Origin of the sequence: Chryseobacterium antibioticum, assembly GCF_012927325.1 — a bacterium.
GTDB lineage: Bacteria > Bacteroidota > Bacteroidia > Flavobacteriales > Weeksellaceae > Chryseobacterium > Chryseobacterium antibioticum.
This window is the reverse complement of record NZ_JABBGI010000043.1, coordinates 1-26,328: the sequence shown is the minus strand read 5'-3', so window position 1 is coordinate 26,328 and position 26,328 is coordinate 1. Positions and strand designations below refer to the sequence as shown.

At 38.1% G+C, this 26,328-nt stretch carries 25 protein-coding genes; 15 read left to right on the top strand and 10 right to left on the bottom strand.

Annotated elements, in window-relative coordinates:
* Positions 1 to 232: 232 nt before the first annotated feature.
* The 3 genes from HHL23_RS21330 to HHL23_RS21320 all read left to right on the top strand — a co-directional run bounded on the left by HHL23_RS21330 (position 233) and on the right by HHL23_RS21320 (position 2,387).
* Positions 233 to 811 (top strand): hypothetical protein, encoded by a 579-nt coding sequence (locus HHL23_RS21330; RefSeq protein WP_169236757.1) that lies wholly within the window; start codon positions 233 to 235, stop codon positions 809 to 811.
* Between the two features lie 68 nt (positions 812 to 879).
* A complete protein-coding gene (locus tag HHL23_RS21325) occupies positions 880 to 1,797 on the top strand; it encodes an alpha/beta fold hydrolase (protein WP_169236756.1) in 918 nt (305 codons plus the stop codon).
* Between the two features lie 41 nt (positions 1,798 to 1,838).
* A complete protein-coding gene (locus HHL23_RS21320; protein ID WP_169236755.1) occupies positions 1,839 to 2,387 on the top strand; it encodes a hypothetical protein in 549 nt (182 codons plus the stop codon).
* A gap of 253 nt (positions 2,388 to 2,640) precedes the next feature.
* On the opposite strand, the gene HHL23_RS21315 is transcribed toward HHL23_RS21320, so the two are convergent.
* The 3 genes from HHL23_RS21315 to HHL23_RS21305 all read right to left on the bottom strand — a co-directional run bounded on the left by HHL23_RS21315 (position 2,641) and on the right by HHL23_RS21305 (position 6,452).
* Complete coding sequence (locus tag HHL23_RS21315) at positions 2,641 to 3,567, bottom strand: malate dehydrogenase (RefSeq protein ID WP_169236754.1); 927 nt, start codon at positions 3,565 to 3,567, stop codon at positions 2,641 to 2,643.
* A gap of 116 nt (positions 3,568 to 3,683) precedes the next feature.
* Positions 3,684 to 4,235, bottom strand: coding sequence for a biliverdin-producing heme oxygenase (locus HHL23_RS21310; RefSeq protein WP_169236753.1), 552 nt, complete (start codon positions 4,233 to 4,235; stop codon positions 3,684 to 3,686).
* 27 nt (positions 4,236 to 4,262) lie between these two features.
* On the bottom strand, positions 4,263 to 6,452 hold the full coding sequence (locus HHL23_RS21305) for an ATP-binding protein (protein WP_169236752.1): 2,190 nt from the start codon (positions 6,450 to 6,452) through the stop codon (positions 4,263 to 4,265).
* A gap of 380 nt (positions 6,453 to 6,832) precedes the next feature.
* On the opposite strand from HHL23_RS21305, the gene HHL23_RS21300 reads away from it, so the two are divergent.
* The 6 genes from HHL23_RS21300 to HHL23_RS21275 are packed head-to-tail and all read left to right on the top strand — an operon-like array spanning position 6,833 to position 13,066.
* Positions 6,833 to 7,054 (top strand): hypothetical protein, encoded by a 222-nt coding sequence (locus tag HHL23_RS21300; RefSeq protein ID WP_169236751.1) that lies wholly within the window; start codon positions 6,833 to 6,835, stop codon positions 7,052 to 7,054.
* 35 nt (positions 7,055 to 7,089) lie between these two features.
* Positions 7,090 to 8,250 carry a porin gene (locus HHL23_RS21295; RefSeq protein ID WP_169236750.1) on the top strand — a complete coding sequence of 387 codons (1,161 nt, stop codon included), beginning with the start codon at positions 7,090 to 7,092 and terminating at the stop codon, positions 8,248 to 8,250.
* Positions 8,251 to 8,271: 21 nt separating this feature from the next.
* Positions 8,272 to 9,702, top strand: coding sequence for an anion permease (locus HHL23_RS21290; RefSeq protein ID WP_169236749.1), 1,431 nt, complete (start codon positions 8,272 to 8,274; stop codon positions 9,700 to 9,702).
* A 17-nt stretch (positions 9,703 to 9,719) separates the two neighbouring features.
* Complete coding sequence (locus tag HHL23_RS21285; protein WP_169236748.1) at positions 9,720 to 10,376, top strand: succinate dehydrogenase cytochrome b subunit; 657 nt, start codon at positions 9,720 to 9,722, stop codon at positions 10,374 to 10,376.
* An 11-nt stretch (positions 10,377 to 10,387) separates the two neighbouring features.
* Positions 10,388 to 12,304 (top strand): fumarate reductase/succinate dehydrogenase flavoprotein subunit, encoded by a 1,917-nt coding sequence (locus HHL23_RS21280; protein ID WP_169236747.1) that lies wholly within the window; start codon positions 10,388 to 10,390, stop codon positions 12,302 to 12,304.
* A gap of 12 nt (positions 12,305 to 12,316) precedes the next feature.
* A complete protein-coding gene (locus tag HHL23_RS21275; protein WP_169236746.1) occupies positions 12,317 to 13,066 on the top strand; it encodes a succinate dehydrogenase/fumarate reductase iron-sulfur subunit in 750 nt (249 codons plus the stop codon).
* A 101-nt stretch (positions 13,067 to 13,167) separates the two neighbouring features.
* Here the strand turns inward: HHL23_RS21275 and HHL23_RS21270 are convergent, their stop codons facing one another.
* A complete protein-coding gene (locus HHL23_RS21270; protein ID WP_228464919.1) occupies positions 13,168 to 13,752 on the bottom strand; it encodes a cyclase family protein in 585 nt (194 codons plus the stop codon).
* Between the two features lie 474 nt (positions 13,753 to 14,226).
* A complete protein-coding gene (locus HHL23_RS21265) occupies positions 14,227 to 15,240 on the bottom strand; it encodes a nucleoid-associated protein (RefSeq protein ID WP_169236745.1) in 1,014 nt (337 codons plus the stop codon).
* A gap of 911 nt (positions 15,241 to 16,151) precedes the next feature.
* Here HHL23_RS21265 and HHL23_RS21260 point away from each other — a divergent pair.
* The 4 genes from HHL23_RS21260 to HHL23_RS21250 all read left to right on the top strand — a co-directional run bounded on the left by HHL23_RS21260 (position 16,152) and on the right by HHL23_RS21250 (position 18,210).
* Positions 16,152 to 16,508, top strand: coding sequence for a DUF7674 family protein (locus tag HHL23_RS21260; RefSeq protein ID WP_169236744.1), 357 nt, complete (start codon positions 16,152 to 16,154; stop codon positions 16,506 to 16,508).
* 80 nt (positions 16,509 to 16,588) lie between these two features.
* On the top strand, positions 16,589 to 16,720 hold the full coding sequence (locus HHL23_RS22790; RefSeq protein WP_262889259.1) for a hypothetical protein: 132 nt from the start codon (positions 16,589 to 16,591) through the stop codon (positions 16,718 to 16,720).
* A 48-nt stretch (positions 16,721 to 16,768) separates the two neighbouring features.
* Positions 16,769 to 17,164 carry a DUF7674 family protein gene (locus HHL23_RS21255; protein ID WP_169236743.1) on the top strand — a complete coding sequence of 132 codons (396 nt, stop codon included), beginning with the start codon at positions 16,769 to 16,771 and terminating at the stop codon, positions 17,162 to 17,164.
* A gap of 446 nt (positions 17,165 to 17,610) precedes the next feature.
* Positions 17,611 to 18,210, top strand: a complete 600-nt coding sequence (locus HHL23_RS21250; RefSeq protein WP_169236742.1) for a hypothetical protein — start codon at positions 17,611 to 17,613, stop codon at positions 18,208 to 18,210.
* Between the two features lie 231 nt (positions 18,211 to 18,441).
* On the opposite strand, the gene HHL23_RS21245 is transcribed toward HHL23_RS21250, so the two are convergent.
* Positions 18,442 to 18,960, bottom strand: coding sequence for a thioredoxin family protein (locus HHL23_RS21245; protein ID WP_169236741.1), 519 nt, complete (start codon positions 18,958 to 18,960; stop codon positions 18,442 to 18,444).
* 190 nt (positions 18,961 to 19,150) lie between these two features.
* Here HHL23_RS21245 and HHL23_RS21240 point away from each other — a divergent pair, with 190 nt between their 5' ends.
* Positions 19,151 to 19,375 carry a hypothetical protein gene (locus HHL23_RS21240; RefSeq protein ID WP_169236740.1) on the top strand — a complete coding sequence of 75 codons (225 nt, stop codon included), beginning with the start codon at positions 19,151 to 19,153 and terminating at the stop codon, positions 19,373 to 19,375.
* Positions 19,376 to 19,424: 49 nt separating this feature from the next.
* Positions 19,425 to 19,727 (top strand): SH3 domain-containing protein, encoded by a 303-nt coding sequence (locus HHL23_RS21235; protein WP_169236739.1) that lies wholly within the window; start codon positions 19,425 to 19,427, stop codon positions 19,725 to 19,727.
* 186 nt (positions 19,728 to 19,913) lie between these two features.
* Here the strand turns inward: HHL23_RS21235 and HHL23_RS21230 are convergent, their stop codons facing one another.
* The 4 genes from HHL23_RS21230 to HHL23_RS21215 all read right to left on the bottom strand — a co-directional run bounded on the left by HHL23_RS21230 (position 19,914) and on the right by HHL23_RS21215 (position 26,092).
* Complete coding sequence (locus HHL23_RS21230; RefSeq protein ID WP_169236738.1) at positions 19,914 to 20,246, bottom strand: hypothetical protein; 333 nt, start codon at positions 20,244 to 20,246, stop codon at positions 19,914 to 19,916.
* Positions 20,247 to 20,364: 118 nt separating this feature from the next.
* Positions 20,365 to 21,474 carry a heparan-alpha-glucosaminide N-acetyltransferase domain-containing protein gene (locus tag HHL23_RS21225; RefSeq protein ID WP_169236737.1) on the bottom strand — a complete coding sequence of 370 codons (1,110 nt, stop codon included), beginning with the start codon at positions 21,472 to 21,474 and terminating at the stop codon, positions 20,365 to 20,367.
* 378 nt (positions 21,475 to 21,852) lie between these two features.
* Positions 21,853 to 22,386, bottom strand: a complete 534-nt coding sequence (locus HHL23_RS21220; RefSeq protein ID WP_169236736.1) for a hypothetical protein — start codon at positions 22,384 to 22,386, stop codon at positions 21,853 to 21,855.
* A 25-nt stretch (positions 22,387 to 22,411) separates the two neighbouring features.
* The gene (locus HHL23_RS21215; RefSeq protein ID WP_169236735.1) at positions 22,412 to 26,092 is read right to left on the bottom strand and encodes a DUF11 domain-containing protein; all 3,681 of its coding nucleotides are present in this window, start codon (positions 26,090 to 26,092) and stop codon (positions 22,412 to 22,414) included.
* Positions 26,093 to 26,328: the final 236 nt, after the last annotated feature.

The window sequence follows — 26,328 nt, the reverse complement described above, 5'->3', positions numbered from 1 at the left end:
TCAAAATGGAACTTCGGGATATGATTACTGCAATTTTAATCGTATTTGCGGGAGGGGATCCACGAAAGGTTTTCAAAACATAAGAATGCAAAAAAAAATGACCGGAATTTCTTCCGACCATGACTACAGTTTTTACTGCTCTTTTTTTGTGTCCATAAACCATTAACCCAACCCTACCTGATATCTTAAGCAATAAAATATTATATTGCAAACAACCTATAATTTATAACAGATGAGCAACCCCTTAAGAAAGATCATTGAAGCGTATAAAAATCATGCGGACCACACTCTTTTAAAAGGCTTCCAGTTTCTTCACAATGGAAAAACAGGTTATTATGATTCTTTTGATGTGAACTACTGGCAGAGAAAAGAATTAATATTCGAACTGTACAATGATTACGGTCTGGAGCACAAACCTCTTATTCAATGGTTACTCAAAGAAGAGCAGAAAGGGTTTCAGATTGATCTTCCCATCTACACTTTGGATGTCTGTGCCTTTATGCTATACAAATATATGAGTAATGAAGATGTCTATGCCCTTTATCAGACAAAATTCGGGGCGGGCACTGATGCACAGGTGTATGCAGACATTGAACTGATATTTGGATATGACAAAGAGCAAATGAAGCAATACCTTACATCAGATACAAAAAATACAGAACTGAATAAGAAAATCCTCGCTACCATTGAATATTATGAATCTGATCCGGATATCATATTCAAAACGAGGGACGAGTATATTAATCATTTTGAAAACCAGAAAATAAAGGGTATCAAAGGTGACCTAGAGGACTTTGAAGAAAGTCTCTGACAGTTCCTGGAACTTTAATTTTTATTTCCACAAAGTAATAAACACTTCCCTTTAGTTGTTATTATTATATGAAAACCATCTACTTACTTTTGTTTCTTTTTCTTTCTACGACTGCTATTCCAGCTCAGAAAAGCAGTTTTGAAGACGTTTTTGAAACTTCCGATCACGTTAAAATAAAATATAAGGTTTCTGGAAAAGGAGAAGTGTGCCTGTATGTTCCGGGAGGTCCGGGACAGGGGTATCCATCATTTGAACTTATGGGTGGAAACCATCTTGAAAAAAAAATGAAGATGATTTATATGGATCAGCGGGGATCCGGTCAATCAGGAACATCAGAAAATTATCATCTGGAGGCTATGGTTCAGGATATTGAAGAACTAAGGCAACATCTGAAACTTGATAAAATTTTTCTGCTGGCGCATTCTTTTGGAGGAATTATTGCAGTCAATTATGCTAAAAAATATCCTCAACATACAAAAGGTTTGATTTTATCCAATATCACACTCCATTTTCTGAATAACGAATCAGTGAAGGAACAGATTGAATATGGAAACAGTCTTCTTCTACAAAAAAATAAAGTCGTTCCTGAAGATAGTCTTTCTACTGAACTTTCAAAAATAAGCGCTGCGCTAAGAAAGAAAAGAATGGGCTATAAATTTCTCACTGAGGATATCGAAACCATCAAACAGATGGACAAAATAGACTCGCTTCATCCCAGAATTATCGACTTTGGAATGGCCGTGATCTCAAAACCTAAAGAATTTCCTGAATATTATGCTGATTATGCACCAGCTACAAAGGCCATTCATGTTCCTGCATTAATTATCACCGGAAAAAAAGATAAAGCCGTAGGAACACAGCACTATAAAACGTTTCAGTTTCCTGATCAGAAAGTTGTTTCTATTGACGGAGGGCATCTTTTATACTATGAGAAAAATAGAAAATTCATTAATTCTGTTTGGAATTTCGTCAGCAGACATCATTAAACTTAAGTACTTTCATTAAATTTGCCCCCTTAATAATCCTTATGAGTACAAATAAAAACACCCTGGAAAAGATGTCAACCCAGGAACTTGAACAATATGTAAAGCCAGGGAGCCGCTTTGTCCCTGAAGCTATTCAATGTGCCTATGAAATACTTCAGTCAAGAGGAAAAACATTCAGCCCGGAGGAAGAGACCAGAATCAATTCCATGGTTTTAAAAATACAAAAGAAAAAGGAGATTACGATACATCCCAATCACACCAAAGCTGCCAATATCATGTATCTTTCGGGTGTACTGAGCATTGCAAGTATGATCTGGACTTATGAGGATTTTAAAACCGGGCTCTCCATATGTATCGCCGTTGCCATTTTGGCTTTTATTTTCGGAATGGGCTATCTAGCCGGAAAAGGAACCGAATGGGTAAAACTTGTTCTGTTGATCACTTTCCTCATTGGATTGATTGGACTTCCTTCTATTTACCTTAACTTTTTATCTAATCCTGTATTAGGATTATTAAACATAATGCAAACCATTCTTCAGGTATGGGCTATTATTTTGCTGTTTAAAGTGCCGAAGCAGGAAACTTTATAAAAAAATACCCTGAAAAGAATCCGTCTCACAACTGTGGACTGCCCCCAAAATGTTAGACACATTTTAGGAGCAGTCCAAGATTCAGGTTCCCAGTGATGATTTTAGTAAACTAAAATTTCAGGATCTTGATTTTGTTTACTCAGAATTGTCGAAATAAAATTACATCCTGAATAAAATTCATTTTTATATTATAAAAGTAACTAAAAAAACCGCGCCCTCCGGGCGCGGTTCCTATATATAAAGCTTAAATCAATTAAAACTTAAGATCTCCATTCACCTCTCTTACAGCGTTAGCCGCTTCAGAAAACTTCAACTGCTCATCAGCAGTAAGTGTTACATTAACGATTTTTTCTACTCCGTTTGCTCCGATAATAGCAGGAACACCCAGGCAGATATCATTTTGTCCGTATTCACCTTCAAGCATTAAAGAACAAGGGATCATTTTTTTCTGGTCGCAAGCGATTGCCTGAACCATTACAGAAACTGCTGCACCTGGTGCATACCAAGCTGAGGTTCCTAATAATTTAGTTAATGTAGCTCCTCCTACTTTAGTTTCTTCGATCACGTATTTCTGTTGCTCCTCATCTAAGAATTCAGTTACAGGAACACCGTTTCTTGTTGCTTTGCTCAATAACGGAAGCATTCCTGTATCACTGTGTGCAGCGATTACCATACCGTCTACATCAGAGATAGGACTTTCCAGAGCTTCAGCCAATCTGTATTTGAATCTTGCGGAGTCTAATGCACCACCCATTCCGATGATTTTGTGCTTAGGAAGACCTGAAGTTTTGTGTACTAAATAAGCCATCGTATCCATTGGGTTAGAAACTACGATGATGATTACTTCCGGAGAATTTTTTACTAAGTTTTGAGTAACTTCTTTCACGATACCAGCATTGATACCGATCAACTCTTCTCTGGTCATTCCTGGTTTTCTTGGAATACCTGAAGTAATCACTGCTACATGAGAACCTGCAGTTTTGCTGTAATCTCCTGTTGTTCCGGTAATTTTTGTATCGAATCCGTTCAGCGATGCCGTCTGCATCAAATCCATTGCCTTACCTTCAGCAAATCCTTCTTTAATATCTACTAAAACTACTTCTGAACAGAAGTTTTTCATTGCGATGTATTCTGCACAGCTTGCACCTACAGCGCCTGCACCTACTACAGTTACTTTCATATTGTATACTTTTTTTAAATTATTTTTTAGTTTAGTCTAAAAATTGAAACGCCCAAATTTAACAATTCCTGAAAATGTGGGCAATTTTTCAGGAATTTAATTAGGGTTCAATGAAATTAATTGACGTTCAGTAAAAACGTATATAGTTTTTTTGCTCCTGAAAGAACTTCATTATAGTTTTCTTCAGTGACTTCAGTGTCCAGAACCTCCTTGAAGTTTTTCCACATCGGTCCCGTATTTTCCTGGTAGCATCCAAAGAAATTGAAAGTCACATTGTCAAAACCTTCTGTTTTAGAAAGCTGCTTGGCAATTACATTCCCTCCTAAGGTAGAACCTTCGATCACATACATTGCTCCTAAAGCTTCATGTTCGTTATCAAACTGAAGATTGTGTGAAACGGTCTGGTTTTCCAAAGAAAGACTTTTAAGATCCTTTTCGATAAGAGGAAGTTTGATTCTGTTGTTGAGCTGAAGCTTTTCCGAATATTTATCAGAAAGGCTTCCGAATATTTTATCCTCACTGTGAAGAAGCATCAGATAATTCGTATTGATGATCTTTTTATAGTCCTCCAAAGTGAAAGTTTTGTTAAAAATTTTTTCAGAATTGAAAAGTTTCTCCGCAGCATCGTGATATTCCGCTGTATTTTGCTTAAGATACTCTGATACCATAAATAAGGTTTTTAAAGTTTCCCAAATTTACGGTTTTTTGAACGTTAAAATGAAACAAGTACCCTCTTTATTGCTATCATAATCCACATTTCCACCAATCCTTTTCATAATTCTGTGGACAATGGACAGCCCTACTCCATTTCCTTTAAACTTTTTGGCATTATCCATTCTGTTGAAGATCTTAAACATTTTATGCTTTTCCTCCTGTGGAATCCCAATTCCATTATCAGAGATCCTGTACACAATATTTTCACCTTCTTCCGCTCCCCAGATTTCCACCTTCGGCTCGTCTCTATGGGAAGAATATTTTACAGCATTGTTGATCACATTCAGAAACACCTGATGAAGCATCGTTTTATCAGCAAGTACATCAGGACATTCTTTAATAACGACCTCGCTTTTCGGACTTTCAAAAGTGATTTTTGCGTTTTCGGAGATCTTCAGGATCGTATTTAAAGGCTGAAGCCGTTCCAACTCTATCTCACTGTGCTTCGCACGGCTGAGCTGCAATACGTCATGCATCATTTCCGCCATATTGTCGATTTCTTCAACAATAGAGGTCAGTTTATTTTTATTTTTTTCTGTTTTTTCAAAATTCGAAAGCAACATCTGGGCATTCAGTTTCATCACCGTCAAAGGCGTCCCAAGGTCATGCGAAATGGTATAGGAGAAACTGTCAAGTTCCTCGTTCACCTTCCTCAGCTCATTGTTCAGGGCTTTGATGGCATTGTACTGTTTGTGCGAAGTCTCAAGAATCACATCACGAATGGCCTGTACCGAACTGATGTCTCGGGAATTCCATCTTTTCGAATTTCCTTTAATATTTTCAGTAAAAATATGAAAAGATGTCCTTGGTGAAATAATATGCTTTTCTTCGCCATTCTGCAGAAGCACTCCCATTTTTTTCTCTGGATTTCCGCCCCAGTTGATATGTTCGCTGAACTCTTTACGGAACCAGATCAGCATTTCCTTTTTGCTTCTTTCAATAAAATAAATAATAATTCCGGCAGCATTCTCACTCAGCCCCAATTCTTTTCCGAAATCCTTAAGAAAAGTTCTGCTGACGTACATACTTTCTTCCGTATTCTCAAGGGCCCAGTGCGCAATTCTATCAATCGTTTCACGCTCAGGAACCGTTCCTACAGTGACCGTTTCACTCTCTGAAATAATGACAAAACCATCCGCTTCAGGCAGTTTCCTGATCTTTCCTTTATTATCCGCAAGAGAGTCAAACAGATTGTTATGTTTTAAAAACTCCGCTTTCAGCTGGGACGATTTTTCGTTCAGCGCCAGACGGTAGTTCAGTTCATTTTTAGATTTAAATGAAGAGTAGGCATTAGAAGCCAGAGCTGTAAAGATTCCCGCCTGCACCCGGTCTTCAAGATCAATATGCTTAGCCTCCGAGTTTTGGCAGGTAACCAATCCCCAAAGATAATCATCAATAATAATGGATACACTGAAACTGGAAGAAGCTCCGGAGTTTTTGATATACCGCCCATGAACAGGTGACATTCCCCGCGAAGCCACGAAAGTAAGGTCAATACTTTCATCCGTCCTGCTGATAAGCGGAACGGTCTCTGCATATACATTACTGAATATTCTTTTTCGTTTCTTTAAATAGAGTTCTCTGGCCTGTCTCGGAATATCAGATTCAGGGTAATGAAGACCGAGATAACTTTCCATATTCTCATCTCTTCTTTCAGCAATCACTTTTCCCGAACCGTCCATCATAAACTTATAAACCATCATACGGTCATAATTGACAATCTTGGAAAGGGTGCTCAACAGTTGCTCCCAAAGCTCCTTCTCATTGTCTATGACATAAAAATTGTCATATTTATTAGAGATTCTTTTATTCGGATTTTCCCGCACAGCTTCGAATTCCAGGAATATATGTTTACCACTTCTGAAAATTGAAAAATGATATTCCTTTCCACTGGTAAACACCTTATCAAAATGCGTTTCGTTTTCTCTTTTTGTAAAGTCCTGAATGGAGGCATAAAGATCCGAATCGATAACAGAACGGAAAATCTCAGGAAAATCCATAAGTTTCCTGTCAAAAAGCTGTTCTGCATTTTCAACCCTAAATATATCCGCAATATTCCTGCTGAAGAAAGTGATGGAGTGAGATTCTGCGTCAATACCAATCAGATATCCAAAACTTTGTATATACCCAGGAATATGGATAGGCTCCTCATGACACTCTACAAAATTCATATTTTTCTTTGATCAATCAAATATAACGATTTTTTTAACGACATATTACTTTGTGTTATTAAATCACGGAAGTCCTAAAACACCATAATCCCTATAATCCGTGAGCCGGATCTATCTGAATTTCAATACAAATCCACTTGCTTTTTCCATATTTATAATGGCTTTTAATTTATAATATACTAAAAATTTCAGGGCCAGTCAAGTTTAATTTTCCCTTCATGATTCATCACATGAATTTTACATTAACACCTCAAATTATTATGTTAATTAAACAAAATTTATTAAATTTATATCACCAAATAATGAATACAATTAGAAATTTCTGAATTTTTCTGCATTATTTTCAATAAAATCATCATTTAAATTCAAATAATAACACTATGAAAAAGTTCCCTTTAATTATTCCCATATTTATCCTTACTACAGGGGTTGGTAATGGGTATGAAGCCTCTACAAGGATGATCTATCAAAACCTCAATAATATGATGAACACCCTATCTATGGATTCGCACCATGAGATATCAGTTGATTTATGGAGGTTTCCGGGAAATGTTCAGCAGAACGATCAAGTAGAACTGCCTCAAAAACTTTTACATTCTTGATCCTTTAAATAATACATTCATTAAACACCATTACTATGACCCTTTTTTCACCCAAAAAAAGAAGCCTCATCTTTTGTGCCTTGCTGGCTAGTTTTTCAGTCAGTGCACAGATCCAGGATTCATTGCAGCAGAATAAACAGGAGGAAGACAACGTGAAATATCCGGTGCTTCAGGTTAAAGGTCTTTTTCAGGCGCGTTATCTCGTTGGAATGGCCAAAGATGTCGACGTGAACGGTTTGCATCATGCGGACGGATCAGGAACCAGTAATAATTTCATGCTTAAATACATGAGGGTTCAGGTACGTGCACAGATCAGCAAAAGAACAGAAGTCGTGGCCCTTGCTAACCTCGCTGATTTTAAAAATGATCCTAAAAGCAGGGTGCTTGAAAATGCATATCTGAAATATACCTTCAACCCCAAATTGGCCTTTACCGTTGGGCAGTTCAGACCCTGGTTCGGTATTGAGGAGACGTATCCTATTGACATCATCAAGTCTCTGGATTGGTCCAATCAATATACGGAATTTGGAAAACTGGGCTGGACAAGTTTCCAGATCGGACTTTCCGCTACCGGACAGCTTCAACTGGGACAAATACCTTTCCAGTATGCTGTATCAGTCGTTAACGGAAATGGCAAAAATCAAGTGAATGATAATGACAACGGAAAACAATATTCTACAAGACTGGTTTTCGGACTGTCAAAAAAATATAATTTCAATATCGGTCTGAATGGTGGCGTCGGCGAAGTTTTAAGTAAAAAAGTATATGCCGTGGGAATTGATCTCAGTTCACTGATCCGGTTTGACCCGAAATGGAGCCTGGACATGCAGCTGGAAGCTAAACAGGCAACCAATCATGTCCTGTACAACACCATCGATCCGGAACTAAGACCTTCGAATCCTGACCAGTATCTGATTCGTGGAGCTTATTTCCTTCCGAATGTAAGATACGAGATCAATCACAAAAACCTCAGCGCTTTCGAACTGTCTTGCCGTTACGAATATCTGGACACCAATTTCAGATTGAGCTCCAACCCAAGACAGACGATTACCCCAATGTTCGGACTGGAATTCCTGAAAAACTATGGCGCAAGAATTCAGCTGGGCGTACAGTTTGACCGTTACAAGCATCAGGTAGAAAACACATCACAATACAACAACAATCTATTCATTGTTCAGGTCCAAAGTAGATTTTAACCGCTTAAATATTTATAGATCATGAAAGAAATTAATATCAGAAATATCGCGATAACGTTTGCCGTTGCGTTGATCATATGGTTTATCCCGGCCCCTGAAGGTGTCGCTGAAAATGCCTGGCATCTGTTTGCTATTTTTGCGGCAACCATCTTAGGAATTATCCTTAAAGCAGCACCTATGGGCACCATGTGTATGATGGCTATTGCATTTACAGCGCTTACCCAAGTGGTAGCTCCCGGAGATGCTGGAAAATCAATCACTAAAGCACTTTCCGGATTCGGGGATAAAGTGATCTGGCTGATCGGGATCTCATTCTTTATCGCCAGAGGATTTATCAAAACGGGATTGGGAAACCGGATTGCCTTTTTATTCATCAGGATTTTCGGTAAAAGCTCATTGGGACTTGCCTACGGTCTTGGACTTGCCGATGTATGCTTAGCTCCCGCTATTCCGAGTAACACGGCAAGAGGCGGTGGGATCATTTATCCTATTATGAAATCTATGGCCATAAGTTTTGACTCTGTTCCGGAAAAACCTGAAACCCATAGAAAACTGGGTTCTTTTCTTACTTTGAACAGTTATTATATGAACCTCATCGCTTCATCCATGTTCCTGACGGGAACAGCGAGTAACCCGATGTGTCAGAAATTTGCAGCCAATTTAGGAATCAATATTACATGGATGTCATGGGCTGCTGCCGGATTCGTTCCAGGATTGGTGGCATTCTTTGTCGTTCCTTTGGTTTTATACAAATTATACCCACCTGAATTGAAAAAGACAGGAGATGCCCCAAAAATGGCGGCTCAGAAATTAAAAGAAATGGGACCTATTTCCCGTAATGAATGGCTGATGCTCTTAGCTTTCTTTATTCTCTTAGCGCTTTGGATATTTGGAGGAGCACTGTCTATAGATGCTACAACAACAGCTTTCATTGGACTTACCATGTTACTTCTCACTTCCGTACTGACCTGGGAAGATATCAAAGGAGAGAAAGGAGCCTGGGACACGATTGTCTGGTTTGCTGTTCTGGTGATGATGGCAAGTTCTTTAAATGAACTTGGTTTCATTGGCTGGTTCAGTGATCTGATTAAAGTAAAAATAGGCGGATTAAGCTGGCAGGTTGCCTTTCCGGTAATTATTGTTGTTTATTTCTTCAGTCACTATATTTTCGCGAGTGCAACAGCCCATGTGGCAGCGATGTATGCGGCCTTATTAGGAGTTGGTGTTTCTTTGGGAATTCCACCGATGCTGTTGGCCATGATGCTTGGTTTCTTAGGCTCAATTTACGGGGTACTTACCCATTACGGCCACGGCCCTGCTCCTGTATTTTACGGAAGCGGTTATGTTGAGCTGAAGGCCTGGTGGCTGCGAGGTTTTGAAATCGGGATCGTGCTACTGATCATCTATATGGTAGTCGGAGGACTGTGGATGAAAGTTTTAGGATATTATTAATCATTAAATAAAAAATTATGCTGTCAACTTTGTCAAGAAAAATGCTGATGTGCCTTACAGGATTATTCCTGAGCTTCTTCCTGTTGATCCATTTCTTGGGAAATCTCCAGCTGTTTCTTCCACCGGAGCAGGCGCACCTGCAATTTAATGCATATTCGCATTTTCTGGACGGAAATATTCTGATCAAGATGGTTTCGTATGTGCTGTATGCAAGTATTATTCTGCATGCCCTGGACGGATTGGTTATTACTTTAAAAAACAAAAAATCGGGAGGCGATTATCACTCAGAAAGACGTGGGCGAGCCAGTAAATGGTGTTCCAGGAATATGGGAATTTTGGGTACATTAATTCTGATCTTTCTGGTGATCCATTGTCAAAATTTCTGGTATGTCTACAAATTTGGAAGCCCACCGCTGGACGACAACGGAAATAAGGATTTGTATATTCTTGTCGTAACGGTATTCAAAGAATGGTGGTATGTCATCATTTACGTCTTATCGATGGGCGCTTTATGCTATCACCTAATCCACGGGATTCACAGTGCGGCCAGAACGCTCGGATTGTATCATCCTAAGTTTGTAAAATGGTTCAAAACCGCCGGAATTGTCTATTCTATCATTATCAGTATAGGTTTTGCGCTAATGCCCGTTTACATATTCTTTACTGCCCATTAAACAGAAAAGTCATGATCTTAAATTCAAAAATACCACAAGGCCCATTAGAACAAAAATGGGACAACTATAAAAAGAAAGCTAAACTCGTTAATCCTGCTAACCGTAAAAAGCTGGACGTTATTGTTGTAGGAACCGGTCTCGCGGGAAGCTCTATTGCTGCTTCTCTGGGTGAGATGGGCTACAATGTTAAATCATTCTGTTTCCAGGACAGCCCGAGGAGAGCGCATTCCGTAGCCGCGCAGGGTGGTGTGAATGCGGCTAAAAATTATAAAAATGACGGCGACAGCGTTTACAGAATGTTTGTAGATACGTTAAAAGGCGGAGACTTCAGAGCCCGTGAAGCGAATGTTTACCGTATGGCAGAATGTTCTTTAAACCTCATTGATCAAGCGGTAGCACAGGGCGTTCCGTTCGGACGTGAATATGGTGGATATCTTAACAACCGTTCCTTCGGTGGGGTTCAGGTGAGCCGTACGTTTTATGCAAGAGGACAAACCGGACAACAACTTCTTCTGGGCGCCTATCAGGCTCTGATGAGACAGGTTGGAAAAGGCACAGTGCAACTGTATTCCAGACATGAAATGCTTGATCTGGTCATGATCAATGGCAAAGCAAGAGGAATTATCGTGAGAAATTTAGATACCGGAGCAATCGAAAGACATGCCGCTCATGCGGTTATTCTCGCAACTGGTGGTTATGGAAAAATCTATTATCTCTCAACCCTGGCAATGGGATGCAATGGTTCTGCGATCTGGAGAGCTCATAAAAAAGGGGCTTTAATGGCTTCCCCAAGCTGGATTCAGGTACATCCTACTTCATTGCCGCAATCCGGAGATTATCAATCCAAATTAACCCTGATGTCAGAATCATTGCGTAATGACGGAAGGATCTGGGTTCCTTCAAAGGCTGATGAAAGCAGACTCCCTAATGATATTCCGGAAAACGAAAGAGATTATTACCTGGAACGCAGGTATCCTGCTTTTGGAAACCTTGCTCCGAGAGATATTTCATCCCGTGCGGCCAAAGAAAGAATTGATGCCGGTTTTGGAATCGGACCTTTGAAAAATGCAGTTTATCTTGATTTTTCCAAAGCGATAAGAGAACAGGGAAAGGAAAAGATTCAGGAGAAATATGGAAATTTATTTGACATGTATCTTAAGATCACAGGGTACAATGCTTATAATGAACCGATGATGATCTCCCCTTCTGCTCACTTTTCAATGGGTGGACTTTGGGTAGATTATGAACTGATGACCACTATTCCGGGATTGTTTGCGTTGGGAGAAGCTAATTTTGCAGATCACGGAGCCAATAGATTGGGAGCCAATTCGCTTCTTCAGGCTTCTGTAGACGGCTATTTTATTGCTCCATACACCATTGCCAATTATTTAGCTGATGAAATTCATACCGGAAAAATTTCTCCGGATAGTCCTGAGTTTGAAGCGGCAGAAAATGCTGTAAAAAAACAGATTCAGGATTTTATGGGTATCAGAGGGACTAAAACGGTTGACTACTTCCATAAAACGCTTGGAAAACTTTTATACGATTACTGCGGACTGGCCAGAAACGAAGAAGGTCTGAAATATGCCATTGAAGAAATCAGGAAATTAAAGCAGGAATTTTACAGAGATGTACGGGTTTCCGGACAAGGGGATAAAATGAATACGGAACTTGAAAAAGCTGGCCGCGTCGCCGATTATTTCGAGATTGGGGAGCTGATGTGCTATGATGCTTTAACCCGGAATGAATCCTGCGGTGCTCACTTTAGAGAAGAATTTCAAACTCCGGACGGAGAAGCTTTAAGAAATGATGCTGAGTATCAGTTTATCTCCGCATGGGCATGGACAGGCGAAAACAGTGAGCCGGAACTGATCAGAGAACCGCTAATATTTGAAGAAATACAGCCTACGGTAAGAAGCTACAAATAAAAAACAAAAATTATGGATTTACATCTTAAGATATGGAGACAGAAAGACAAACAAAGTGAAGGAAAACTGGTCAGTTATGATCTGAAAGAACTGAATCCCCACATGTCTTTCCTGGAAATGCTGGATACTTTAAATGAAAAACTCATTACGGAAGGTGACGAACCTGTAGAATTTGATCACGACTGCCGCGAAGGAATCTGCGGACAGTGCGGTATGATGATCAACGGAATTGCCCACGGACCTTTAAAAAATACAACAACCTGCCAGCTTCATTTAAGGTCTTTCAAAAATGGCGAAACGATTTTAATAGAGCCTTTCCGGGCAGAGGCTTTTCCTGTAAAGAAAGACCTGAAAGTCGATCGGTCGGCTTTTGACAGAATTATTTCTTCAGGCGGATTTGTTTCTGTGAATACGGGTCAGGCTCCTGATGCCACGGCAATTGCTGTGACTCATCAAACTGCTGAGGAAGCTTTTGATTCTGCCGCCTGCATCGGATGTGGTGCGTGTGTGGCTACGTGTAAAAATGGAAGTGCCGCTTTATTCACGTCTGCAAAAATCACTCATATGGTCCTTCTTCCTCAAGGTAAGGAGGAAAGAAGCAGCCGTGTCCTGAATATGGTCACCCAGATGGATCATGAACTTTTTGGACACTGCTCCAATACCGAGGCCTGTGAAGTAGAATGCCCTCAGGGAATTTCTGTGCTGAATATTGCAAGAATGAATTATGAATATGGGAGAGCCTTATTCTTTAGGAAAAAATAGTTTTGAAAAGTATTCTTGAATATCCTTGGCAAGGTTTAGAACCTTGCCAAGGATCACTTCCTGCCTCCCTCTTCCAGCTTCTAACCACCTACTATTAATTTCTAAGGGTTCATAATGGCTACCACTCTGGCTGGAGCTGCAGAACCACCCACAATTTTTAGTGGAAATACACTAACTTTAAAACCTGAAGGAGGCAATGCACTGAGATTGGTAAGCTGTTCGATATGTAAGTATTCTTTTTCAATGCCTACACGATGCCCTTCCCAGAAATATTCGGGGTCATTGAGTTCCCTTGCTTTTTTAGCCATATATTTTAGCGGAAGATCCCATCCCCACTGATCGATTCCCATTACTTTTACTCCCTGATCAATCAACCATTCTGTGGCTTCTTTACTCATTCCGGTTCCTTTTTCTACAAAATCTGCGGTTCCCATCATTTTATCACGGTCTGTTCTGATGAGGACAATATTTCCTTCCTGAATGGAAATTCCGTTTTTATCGAGATCTTTTTTCAAGTCATCAATAGTGATTGCTACAAAATCTTCTTTATGGGTACAGTCGATGACAATACCATCGCCATAGCACCACTCCAAAGGGATTTGATCAATCGTTTTGGCAGGTTTCCCTTCTACAACAGGCCCATAATGCCAGGGAGCATCAATGTGTGTCGTCGCATGCAGACCCATATTTTTGATCGAATCATCTGCCCATCCTTTCCAGTTTTTAGGAAAAGCCTGAATGGAAGATTTAATGCCAGACGGATCAGCCAGTGCGATTTTTTATGCGATTTATGCTTGATCTTAACCCTCATGAACCAGGGATCTCCGGCATTGTACTGAATGGGTTTCGACAGATCGATAATGGTTGTTTTCATATAGCAAAGGAAGGAAAAAGGGGTGAATTCCCAATACGAAAAGAGGACCAATTAAACAATTAGCCCTCTTTGATTCTTTATATTTAGAATGTCAATGGTGAATTTTGCTTCGTAAGTGAATGGTGAATTTTTAAGAGACAAGATTTCAGACAATCATCTTATTAACTTCATCACTACGAACTAGCAACCAGCAACTGATAACCAGTTCAAAACTCTAAAACCCTATCACTCTATAACTCTCCGACTCTCTCACTCTCAAACCCTAACTCAGGTTATTTTTGTTTGATTACACTTCTTTTTCGAAGTAAAGTCTGTAGTATTTTCCTTTGTCATCCTCGCCCATTTCCAGCTTCTGCCTGTCGCCATGGATGTAAATATGGAAGTTTTTATCCAGTTTAATGATGCTTTTGAAATGACGTTGTGTTTTCTTTACAGCCGCTTCACTGATTGGGAATTCTTCAGCAATATTCACCTGCATATCCTGCTCGTAATCGGTTTTGAAATTCACAAAACTTTCAATCACATGTTCGTCTCCCAATACTTCTGTGGCAAACTCATCCATTTTGAATTCTTCTTTTTCCTTGAAGAAATTGATGGATTTATTTAAGAAATCTGCCTGGTCTGCTTTTGACACTTCAAATTCCTGCGGAAGTTGTTTAGTGATATAATCTTTGTACACCATCAAGGCTTCCTGCGTGTGGAAATATTCGTCATCACGCTGTTTTACTTTCAGGAAATCTTCGAACCAATAGTACATATCTCCGTTTTTGTTGTTGTCAACCACAGAAAGTACATATCCGGTCTCTTTGTTATTGTTATAGATCAAAGCAGCCTTATCTATTTTAGACAAACCGATTCCCTGGTCTTTTTCAATATCAAAAGTTTCTTCATTAGGCGAAATTTTAAGGAAAGATTCTCTCTTTTCGGTTTTAAAGATCCCGATTTTATCTACTTTATCCGGACGGTCGCTTTCTTCTTCAAAAAGCACGATAAACAATTCTCCGCCCTGAACTCTAGGGTTTTCAGCCGCTTCAAAAAGGTGTTTTGCAATATTTTCAGATTCCCAAAGGAATTTCGATTTGTCTTCAAAGATCTCGGATACGGAACTGTATACCGGGTTATTGACCAAATACGTGTCACTGTAAAAATTGAAGGTCTCTTCTGATTTAAAAGAACCTAAAAAATAATCTTCCAGCAGCTCTGCCATTCCTTCTTCCAGCTTCAACTCTTCCTGAGACAGCGTTAAAGATTCTCCGTTGATTTTATTTCCTACTCTGTGTACTATAATTTTTGAAAACATGTCCTGAATAATTTGGAGTGCAAAGATATTCATTCTATTCTTTCCATCATACAAATAAAATATACACAAAAATGCGTCAAAAAAATGGTTTTAGAAATAAATTTAAAACCATAAACATTTAAAAACCAATAATTTATACAATATCATAATTCCCATCCAAATTAACCAACAACATTAACGTACTACAAATCAATCACTTAAAAATCTAAAATATTGTCCTTTATAAAACTTTAATCGAAAAATATTTTGCATGAAAATTTTATAATGAAAAATTTCAGCAAATTAATTTTAAGACCTATCGTAGCAGAAGTAATCAAGAGTTTATTAATTCACTATTTTGACTTTGATTATCACCTTATAGAGGAAACTCTAATTATTTTAAACTTTGTCAAAAAGAAAATCTACCTCAACTAAATTGAGCCTATATCAATTCATTTTGAAATATTTTAAACCATTAAGATTAATGAAGGAGGTAAGGAAAATTAAGAAAAAATTAAACAATTTTTTTCAGCTACATTCTAATGAAAAGCTATAATTAATATTCTTAAAAACTTATTCTTCCTTAATAGTTTAAAAAAAAACGTGACCTCTTCATTTCATTCTGATAAAAACCTTATCATTTTGACAGGATTTTTTTAATCTTGGCACATCCCATAAAAAACATAAGATATTGATTTTAAAATAATTAAATAAAATTCATATTCAAAGGAACACCATTCGCTTCATCATCTTCAAAACATACAATATGGACCTGAAGACCTTAAACCGCATTGACAAGTTAAGAAGATTAAAGAGCAGAGGACCGGCCACTCCAAAATGGCTGAAACCCTACCATGTTATTCTAATGGCTTTTCTGACTGTTTTCGTCTTTGGAACCCTCATTAAACTTTTAGAACAAAATCATTAATCATATGAACTATTCAGAAGCCATCCGGGAAATTACAGAAGTGATTCCTGACTTTGAAAATGAACTTACCCCAACTACACCTCAGAACTCTTACAGTGTGATCAGAAGTTTCACGGAGCGCATTAAAAGTATGGTCCGACAGAATGACAGAAATATTTTATTTAAAAGTCTTCAAAAAATGGACAAAATTTACATACACGGCGATACTGCTTTAAAAAATGCTATAGAAGGAATTTTCATCTATTCACTGGACAATTTTACTGCTTTTTGCAGCGGAGAATACAGAAAAGTAATCTTTAGTCACATCTCCAGGGAGTTACAACAGACGTATTCGAGACAGATTTACACCCATGGCATTTAAAATTTTATTACATTTTTCATCTGTTTCATTACAAAAGCTCATTTTACATAAAATTGAAAACCACTCAAATTCAACAGGTTATGAAATCAAAAATCAGAAAAATATCCGACTGGAAAACGTGGAAAACCACGACCACTAGGCACAATACAGAGGTATTGCTTACTCACATCGCTGTGATTATAGGCGTTTTTATTTTTGCTGCCATGCTATAAATTTTGGTACACATTTGGCTGCAATATAAATACTGAAAAATATTAGTTATGATGAAAGTACAAATGCAAGCTATTAATAAAAAGATAGCCGTTGAATACTTAAAATTTTTCTATCCACCACTCCGAAAGGAAATCACACAGTTATCTGTGCAAGAAAACTTTGCCGGCGTTATCCAGGCTACCATTAATTATTTAAAGGATATGCTGCAGGAATCGAAAATCTACATCGTAGCCCATCATATCAAACTGATGGACTGGATCTATAGAAACGGTGATTCTTATGTAAGAACCGTGATCGAAAACCTGTTCGTAAGATCTTTGGAGAGCTTTAAAAAGCATTCCAAAACCCAGCAATGGCAACTCCTTTATCAGAACATGCCAGATAATTTTCAGCTTATTTATAATGAGCAACAGAAACAGGACGAGATCTTTTTCGGTAAGTAAGAAATAATTTAATTTGTAAATAGGCTCTTCAGACATTTTTGTCTGGGGAGTTTTTTTGAGTTTTAAAAATTGAGGAATTGGTGAGGATATTTTATTTTTTAAACTTTTTATAAATTCTTTAACGCAAAGTCTAAAGATAATTTGCTTTAGTTTTAAGCTGAGCAAAGAGGTGTGACTTCGCCACTGCCTAAGCTAATCGATATTACATGCGCTTAATCGAATCAATCTTTGATTGATTTCTTCTTAGTATTTCTTAAAATATGCGGTGTTAAAATTAAACTTTGCGTTAAAAAAGTTGTTCAGTGCAAAGTATGCGATGAGATATCTTTTTCGGATGAATTAAAAATTCTGTATCTGTTCTTCAGGTTTATTATGCTTAGCAGATATTTTATTGAATTATATTTCACCACATGGTGTAAAATGTATACTTTTGCAAAAATTATTCAATGAAATACCTGTCGTTATTTATTCTTGCAACCCTCCCCATGATCTCATGCCGTGGAAATGAAGATCCAGTGGCTGAAAATATCCAGCCTGTGGAAAAGCAAGTCTATACCTTTGAATATAAAACGTATAGTGTACAGAATATTTCAGTTTACAAAGGTCCTTCAGGCCAAAAGACTGATACTTCAGAATCTTACCTGAGCACCTACTGGAGTACTTACCAGGAGCCGGCGTGGAAGAAAATAAGTTTAGATCTGAAAAACAATTCTTTGCAGTTGATCTCCGGAACATCAGCGGATATGACCTACGTCGTGAAGATTGAAAAAGACTCTGTATTTATCACTGAAAATAATGAGCAGAATTTGGTTGGGATTTTTAACAGAAGTGAATCTTCTTTTACCCTTAAAAGATCGTTCCGCTACGTTAAAAAGATGCCAAGAGAAAATAACAATGCTCTGACCATTTCCCAGAAAGCTGTTTTCGGGATTACCGTCTATCAGGATATTTTTGGAAAGACTGTTTTCAACAATCCATCAGAAATGACTGCAATCGGAGATGATATTGTGTGGACTAATATCGATTATCACTATAAAAACTTATAATAAATTTTGACGATGTATACTCAGATCCTAGAAATATCCTTTCATACATTTATTTGATCTGAGAACAGCCTCCCCCAACTTATCGTTAGGGGAGTTTTTATATGATTTCATCACTATTTATAAAAGTATATTGAAGACTATCAATACTTTACAGATGCACAATCAGATTATAGAATTTTTTTGGTTTAATCTGACTAAAAACTCCCCGGATAGTGTCCGGGGAGTTTCTTTTTATTTATCCTTTTTTACAAAGACTTTCTGAATGGTCAGAAGTTCTTCTCTATTCATTTTTGAACTCTTTTCCAGCTTGTCCAAAAATGTGGACACTTCGTCAGGGGTTGCGGGCGATCCTAAATTCTCACCTTTACTATTGAAAGAATCGGCAAGCACCTCTCCTTTTGGATTTAATACCAGCCAGAAAGGAAGTCCGGCATTTTCGCCTTTGTATTTATTCATCAGTTCCTGTCCGCCGGGATTTTCAAGTTTTTTCTTTTCTCCTCTTTCCTGAACATCGATGTAGGTGGTTACAAATTTCTTGTCAAAAATGGGTTTGGTTTCAGGGAGGTTCATATTTTTTTCCATCAGCTTGCACCATCCGCACCATGAAGCATGGAATACCAGCAGAACATTTTTCTTCTGGGCTTTAGCTTCTGTGAGGGCTTTATTCAATTCTACATCTGCTTTTTCCTGTGCAGCATTCAGCTGAAACACAAATAAGGAGGCTATAAGGATGGCTTTAAAAAATTTCATTTAAATTTTGTTTTGGGTTTACTAATACGAATTTAGCTATTTTTCTTGTGATCTCTTTTACTTATCCTGCAATGTCTTACTCCCTAGAGTCTATACAAGATATAAATCTCATGGCATTCTATTCTTAATTTATGAAGAAAAATGTATATTTGAATAATAACTCATCATTTGTTGAATAAAAATAAATTCAATGGCATATTGTTATCATTGTGGTCGTTCGGGGGCTTACCATCGCAGGAATGTTGTCACGGGCCACTCATCATCCAGACATACAGACGTAACTTATACAGGTCCAAGATTCCTTTGCAATGACTGCGTATTGGACATGGAAAAGGAAGCACTGAAAAGCAGGATTGTAAGCAAATATATGATCATCCTCTTTTTAGTTGGATTAATTTATTTTTTTGTAAGATAAAATGGCAGATTGGGAAAGTTTAAAATCACTCAGGACTCATTTAAAAATATTGAACTGGATTATCACGGGTCTTATCCTTGTTCTGCTTATAGTGGCAGTTCGTTTTTTGGGCAGTTATCCGTTGAAGGATAACCTATCTGTTTCGGCAAAAATAATAGCTAAAAGTGGGGCTTCAATTAGAGATATGCCTTCCAAAAATGGGAAGGTCCTAGTTATTGCACCTCTATATTCAAAAGTAGAGATCATTCAGCGAAAAGCACAAAATGATACGATTGATAATAGAAAAGGCAGTTGGGTAAAAGTTCGGTACCAAAAGAAAACAGGATATGTTTGGGAATATCTGATTGATTAAATTGCAATTACTGTTTGCTTTTATTGCCCTTGCATTATTTTTTTCTAAATACACAAGGGGTTAGCAACATTCTATCTTTATAACCTCACTATTTTGCACAAGAAGTCGAATTAATCAAGAAAAAATATTATAACATAAAAAACGACTCCTATTGTAGAAGTCGTTTTTTATATTTTTCCAGAAAAATTATTTTTTTAGATCTGCTTTTACATCTTTATAACCGTCTGCAACTGCATCTGCACCTTTTACAGCGGTCTTTTTAACACTTTTCGCACCTTTGGTTGCTGTTTTACCAACCCATTTTGTGCCTTTTTTAACCCCTTTTTTTGTAGCTTTTGTTCCTTTTTGAGCTTTGTCTCCAACCCATTCTGCACCATTTTTAACTCCTTTTTCTGTTGCTTTTGCCCCTTTTTCAATGGCAGTGCCTACATTTTTTGCTTCTTGTTTTACCGTTTCCTGGGCATTAACAGCTGTTGCAAATAAACCGAACGCTAATAAGGTCAATACATTCTTTTTCATATTGTCGTTTTTTTTTAAATTAATTTTATAGATATAACATAAAACAAGCCAAACCTGTATGACCAAAAAAAGATTAATGAAAATAATTGAATCCAATTGAAAAATATGTTCAAGATTATCACTTCAGGACAGTTTCATTAGTTGAGATACTTTGAGGGAGAGATAGTGACTTTTTCTTCATTAAGATATCTAATGAGATCTGAACTAGAAACGTTAGAATCATGTAAAGTACTATAAGCATTAATACAAATGCAATTCCATGCTGTCTGTACCCAAAGATGCCCTTTCCCCATGAAATCAAGATCCAGTGGATCATATACATCGACGTTAGATTTCTGCTGCAATATTTTAAAAGTCTGATCAATCCATTTTCTTTAATGTTTGAGGTGAGTCTGAAAATCACCCACAGAAAAATCAACGTCCATCCTGCAAAATAAATAACCCCTCCCGGTCCCATATGGTAAAAACCATTGTAATGATAGTCGCTATATAGAAAGACCAAGGGAGCACCAAGAGCTACAAACAAAACTCCCACATATAACATATTCCTAAATAACTGTTTGCTGTTATAATTAAGTTCCAGATACCATTTCCCGAAAAACATCCCGATGATAATAAAAGACATCCATGGAAACACTGGAAAATAAATATAAGCAGGATAATCATTACTGAAAAAAAGATCCGAGATATAATTAACGACAGGATAATCTATATTAATTCCACTAACTTCTCTGGAAACCAGCGCGACCAGTAATCCTATAGCCAGAATACCATATTTATTTTTTACATATTCCCGGATAAAACCGACCAATAGTAAGGAAATCCCTGCCAACTGTAAGATATCGCCCAGCATGACCAGATACATATACTGCTGCTCTATCGGACCATGCCATCCATATTTTTGAATAAAATGATCCGGAGCAAAACCCAACACTGCAGGAACAATAAACTTCATGAAATTCATAAAAAAGGCTGCTAATAAAAGTAAAGTACCCCGTTTAATGGAACTTTTAAGACTTTGATGGGTGGAAGTCATAAATGTGAGTCCCATACAGATCATAAAAATAGCAGTTCCTCTGCCCAAAAAGACAATAAAGCTACCAATAACTGATTCTGATTGTGACTTTACGTTCGCATAAATGAGTAAGGTGTGTATAATAATCATTCCGATGACACTCATTCCTTTGATTAAATCCAGTGCTGCGATTCTTTTACTTTTCTGTTCCATAGTTTTTTTTAGTTTTAGTAAGGACTGCAAAACAGATCGTGAATAATTGATTGAGATCATCCGATTACCATTGCAGAAGTACATAAATTGATGTTTTCTACATCAATATTTATTTATTCTAAATAAAAACAAATATACGGATTAAAAGTAAATAATAAATTATTCATTTATAAATTATCATGTATAAAGATTAGTAATTCCTGAACAATCAATATATTATATGATGTATCGGCTATAGAACCCCGTAGTTATCACTTATACTTCAAAAGAGCAAGACATTGCCATTAATAAAAAAACCGCAGCAAACAAAGTTTACTGCGGTCCTATATTCAAATGTAAGTATTCTGTTACTTACAATTTTTATTTTTTGTTAATACTTTATGGTTTCCAGAAGGTCCAGGCGTTGCCATTAAAAACAGCTAACTGTTTATTAAAAGTATCATACACCATCATTCCCGGAGCAGGGTTGATGATATTAAGATGCGGACTGGCAACTTTCGGCAGTATCATTGCTTTATTGGTATCTTCTAAAACCAAAATACCTGGAGTAGCGGTTGGCGTCCCTATGGATGTTTTAGCAGCAGTATTTTCTGTTGCCGTATTTTGGATAGTCACACCATCCACACTCGTCAACGGGTCAACAGTAGTTCCTGAAGTGTCCACTGAGAGGTCTTTCCAGCCTGCAGTATACTTAATCTTAACTTTCTTATCAGTAAGATCATAAACCATGGTTCCATTCACAACTGCTGTTACAGCTGCTGTTGAAGTTACCCAAGGTAGTACTATTCCCCGGTTGGCAGTTCCAAAATCCAGAGAAGCGGACGGAGACGAAACGGATGTCTTTCCTATTGCAACCTGTGAAAAAAGAATTCCACAGAACAAAGTCAATATGATTACGAAAATATTTTTCATCTTGAATATATTAAAAGTAAGTTAATTAATTAGTCGGGCAAGTTTGGGTATTAAAGCAGGTCCATCCGGCAGCAGTTCCATTGGTGTTAATCTGTAAACAATCCAGAGTAATATTATAAACCATCATTCCTTCTATCAGATCAGCAGCCGGAATGGCAGCAATCTGTGCAGAGGTCAGTCTGTTAGGCACAAAGCCTTTCGTTTTAGCTTCTAGAACAGTCCATGCCCCTTTTCTTGCCATCGGCCAGTTATTACCAGCTATACCGGCTCTTCCTAGAGAAGTAATGCCCTGAGGAGTATCCAAAACAGTTCCCGCGGTTACTGCAGGCTTGTAGCACACTGCCTGAGTATCGGTATCTGTTGCTGTATTATTGGTATTATTGACTTCAGTTATATTAGAAGGAGGAGTAATGGTTACTGTATTAACAAGGTTCCCTGAATAAGCAAAAGGTATATTCACCACAACTGTGTACGTTACAGTTCCTCCAACAGGGAGACTTACCAGATCATTAATTGCTCCGGATTGCGTTCCGGATACGGATGTGGTAGCTCCACCAGCCACAACTGCAGTATAACTCACATTTGCAGGTGGAATTCCTACAGGAACAGGATCTGAAACAGTAGCTCCTAAAACTCCAAACGGACCACTGTTACTCACCGTTACTGTATACGTAGTGGTGGTACCAGGAGCATAGGCTGAAACTCCGTCTGTTTTAGTTACAGCAAGATCAGCACTAAAAGCGATAGGTGTATTAACACAATGTGCACCATCATTTCCTGAACTTGGAGGTGCGTTTGAGATCAGAACTCTCTGTCCTGTAGTAAGGTTAAACTGATAAAAACCTCCTACATTATCAACGCCATACATTTCACCTGTGCTGGATGCGAACATGGCTCCAATATTTGCTGCTCCCGGTGTAATTCCTATTGGAGTCACAACTCCTGTAGTCGTATTAACGGATACCAGCTGTCCGTTTGTTGAGTTAACACCATATAACAGTCCCGTAGTTATGCTATAAGCCATATCCGGTAAATTAACACTTGCTGAAAGTGTAATTAATGTAGCGGTTAATGTTGACAGGTCTATTCTATAAATCTGATTGTTATTGGTGTTCAATTTCACATAGTAGTTCCCCAGATTATCTATTTCACCGGAGTTGTATATAACTGCTCCAGGTAAACCTGTTACTGCTCCAAGTGTATTATAGGTACCGTTGGCATTGATACGGATAATCGTATTAGAGGTGGTAAGCATTCCGTACATGAAACCATCAAGAGGATTAATCCCTATCGCATTATAATTGGTAGCGGCAGGTGTCCCGATTTGTGTGTACGTAAAAGGATTAGTAGAAGTATCTACATTATATAAAGTATTTAATTGAGAAAGGTACATATTACTAGTACATCCGAACCCCGTTAAACACTGAGTATCCTGAATCGCGGAATTAGCTGAAGTTCCTACTCCCTGTCCCTGATCCGCTCCTACATCTGCAGCTCCACCAGAGTTTACGATTACCGGAACCCCTTGGGCATCCACAGCTCCTGCAATACTTCCATTTGGATTTAACTGTGCAACCAGTACATTCTCATCTCCTTCAAGGGCATCATAACAGCCATCTCCGTCAGAATCCAGATCCAGATAATCTGGTGTTCCGTCTCCGTCGGTATCTCTATGGTTACAGAAAGTAACCGTATTCTGTGAAATAGTGATCAATCCTCTGTTTCCTGCATTTCCCGCACCTGAACCAGCGGTACTGGTAAATGCCGTATAGTTCCAGGTATAGGCATTACCATAATTTACCCCAAAAGACAATGTTCCAGCTGCAGCTCCTGGATTAGTAGTATTCTGAAACTGCAGCCTTGAATGATATCCACTTCCCAAGACTGCTCCTGAATTAGCGGCATTAAAAACTGAAAATAAATTAAGTGCAGTATTGCTGCTATAAGAAGAAGTTCCCGTTACTGTTGGTAAACTTCCTATGGTAGTGGTGAAATTTCCTAACTGGGTTATCCTATTGGTACTTAACAGATATCTAAACCAGGAATCTGGTGTATTGGGTGATGCACCAGTCTGATCTTCAGTGGTTGTATTATTAGTTGGTAAACCTGTATACAGAGAAGTCGTGTTAGGAAGTATCCTGAATTCAGTAGCAGAAGTGTTGAATATGCTCCAAGTATGGTTTTGTGCATTGATCGTATTATTAAAATCCGAATAGGAGAAAGGCACGTTAAAACTGGCTCCCAATGATGGGACCGCAGTACCTGATGTTAATGTATATACCAGATTAAAGCTTCCGCCGTTAATCCCTATAGTAGCTCCTGCCAGAGTGCTGGCCATATTTAAAGTATATACACTTTGAGAGATACAAAAGCCTTCCACTGTATCTAAAATACCATCATTATCATCGTCCAGATCGAGGGTATTATCGATTCCATCACCATCTGTATCAGTAATCACCGGTGTTGGTGTTACACTGACAGTATTATTGGTGGCATCAGGATCCGGGAGGTCTCCTGAAATAGTAGCCGTGTTCACATAGCTACCTGTGCTTTTTACAGTCGCATTAACTTCTAAAGTAGCACTTGCACCGGCACTTAAATTGCCTATAGTCCAGACTCCCGTTCCACTATTATAAGTACCTGTGGAAGGTGTAGAACTTACATAAGTATATCCGGAGGGAAGGAGATCATTTACGATCACATTGGTGTCATTGGAGGCTCCTAAGTTACTTGCAGTAACAGTAAAACTTACATTGCTTCCCGCAGCAGGAGTTGCGTTATTGACTATTTTTGTAATTCCTAAGTTCGATTCCAAAGCAGTTACTCCTAACATATAGCCCTCTCCTGCTGTATTTGTTGTCCCGTGCCAGTTAGTACCCGTATTGGCAGCTGAACCGCGTGTAAATACTCTCAGGGTTATTGAAGTTATACCTGTACCTGATACCAGTACGGTTCCCCTTGAAGCATTTGCCGCTGCACCATCAGGAGTTGTGGCCGAATTTAAAATCTGAGTAGAATTCACATTCAAAAGTGCCGTACCCGAAACTTTAGAAAAAGATACCGGCACATTGGAAGATACATAATCAAATTCTGCAGTATAAGACTGCCCGTTGGATGTTCCTCCTAATGCATTAAGCTGTAAATACGGATTATTAACAGGTCTACTGAAGGTTAGGGTTAAATCTGCCATTTGCCATCGTTGGTTCGTAGCTCTTCCAGCAGCTGTTAATGGCTGAACGTTAGTGGAAAAATTGATAGCTCTGTTTGTTGTAATATCAATCCCAGTCCCTACTGGTGCACTACTGCTTGTAAAAGGAGTATTGACGGTGGTACTTCCGAAAGCATTCATTAAGGTCAGAATAGGTTCTCCCGGGTACCCTATAAACACAACGCCATTATAGCCCGTAAAATTGGCTTGCGTATACTGTTGATTACTTAAAGTATAGGTTACATTCAGGGCAGTAGGGTTTGCATAAGTAGCATAAGTACTACCTGTAGGGTTATCCGTGTTGTTCCGGAGCCTAATAACAGTAGTACCTACAACGTTTGTTACATTGGCAGTAGGATTACCATCACCAGCAGTCATCTCTAGGGAAGGAGATTGGGCTTTTGACCAAACTGTGGACAATAAAGCCACCAATAAAAAAAGTTTGATCTTAACACCTTCCTTATCATAGTTTAATTTAGATAATAAGTTTTTAGTCATTTTCATATTTTATAGTCCTAAAATTAACAATTATTTATCTATCACCGTATAAAATATTTTATATATTTTAATTTAACTTATTATGTAATAACCAATAAATAAAAATATTTAATGAAGTCATTTAAACTTTTCCTATAAAAAAGGCTTGCTTATTTTTGTGTTGCGAAACATAAAAAAAGAAAGCAAGCCAATGATGTACCAAGTACTAGACAAAGATATAATAGAAACTGAGATCG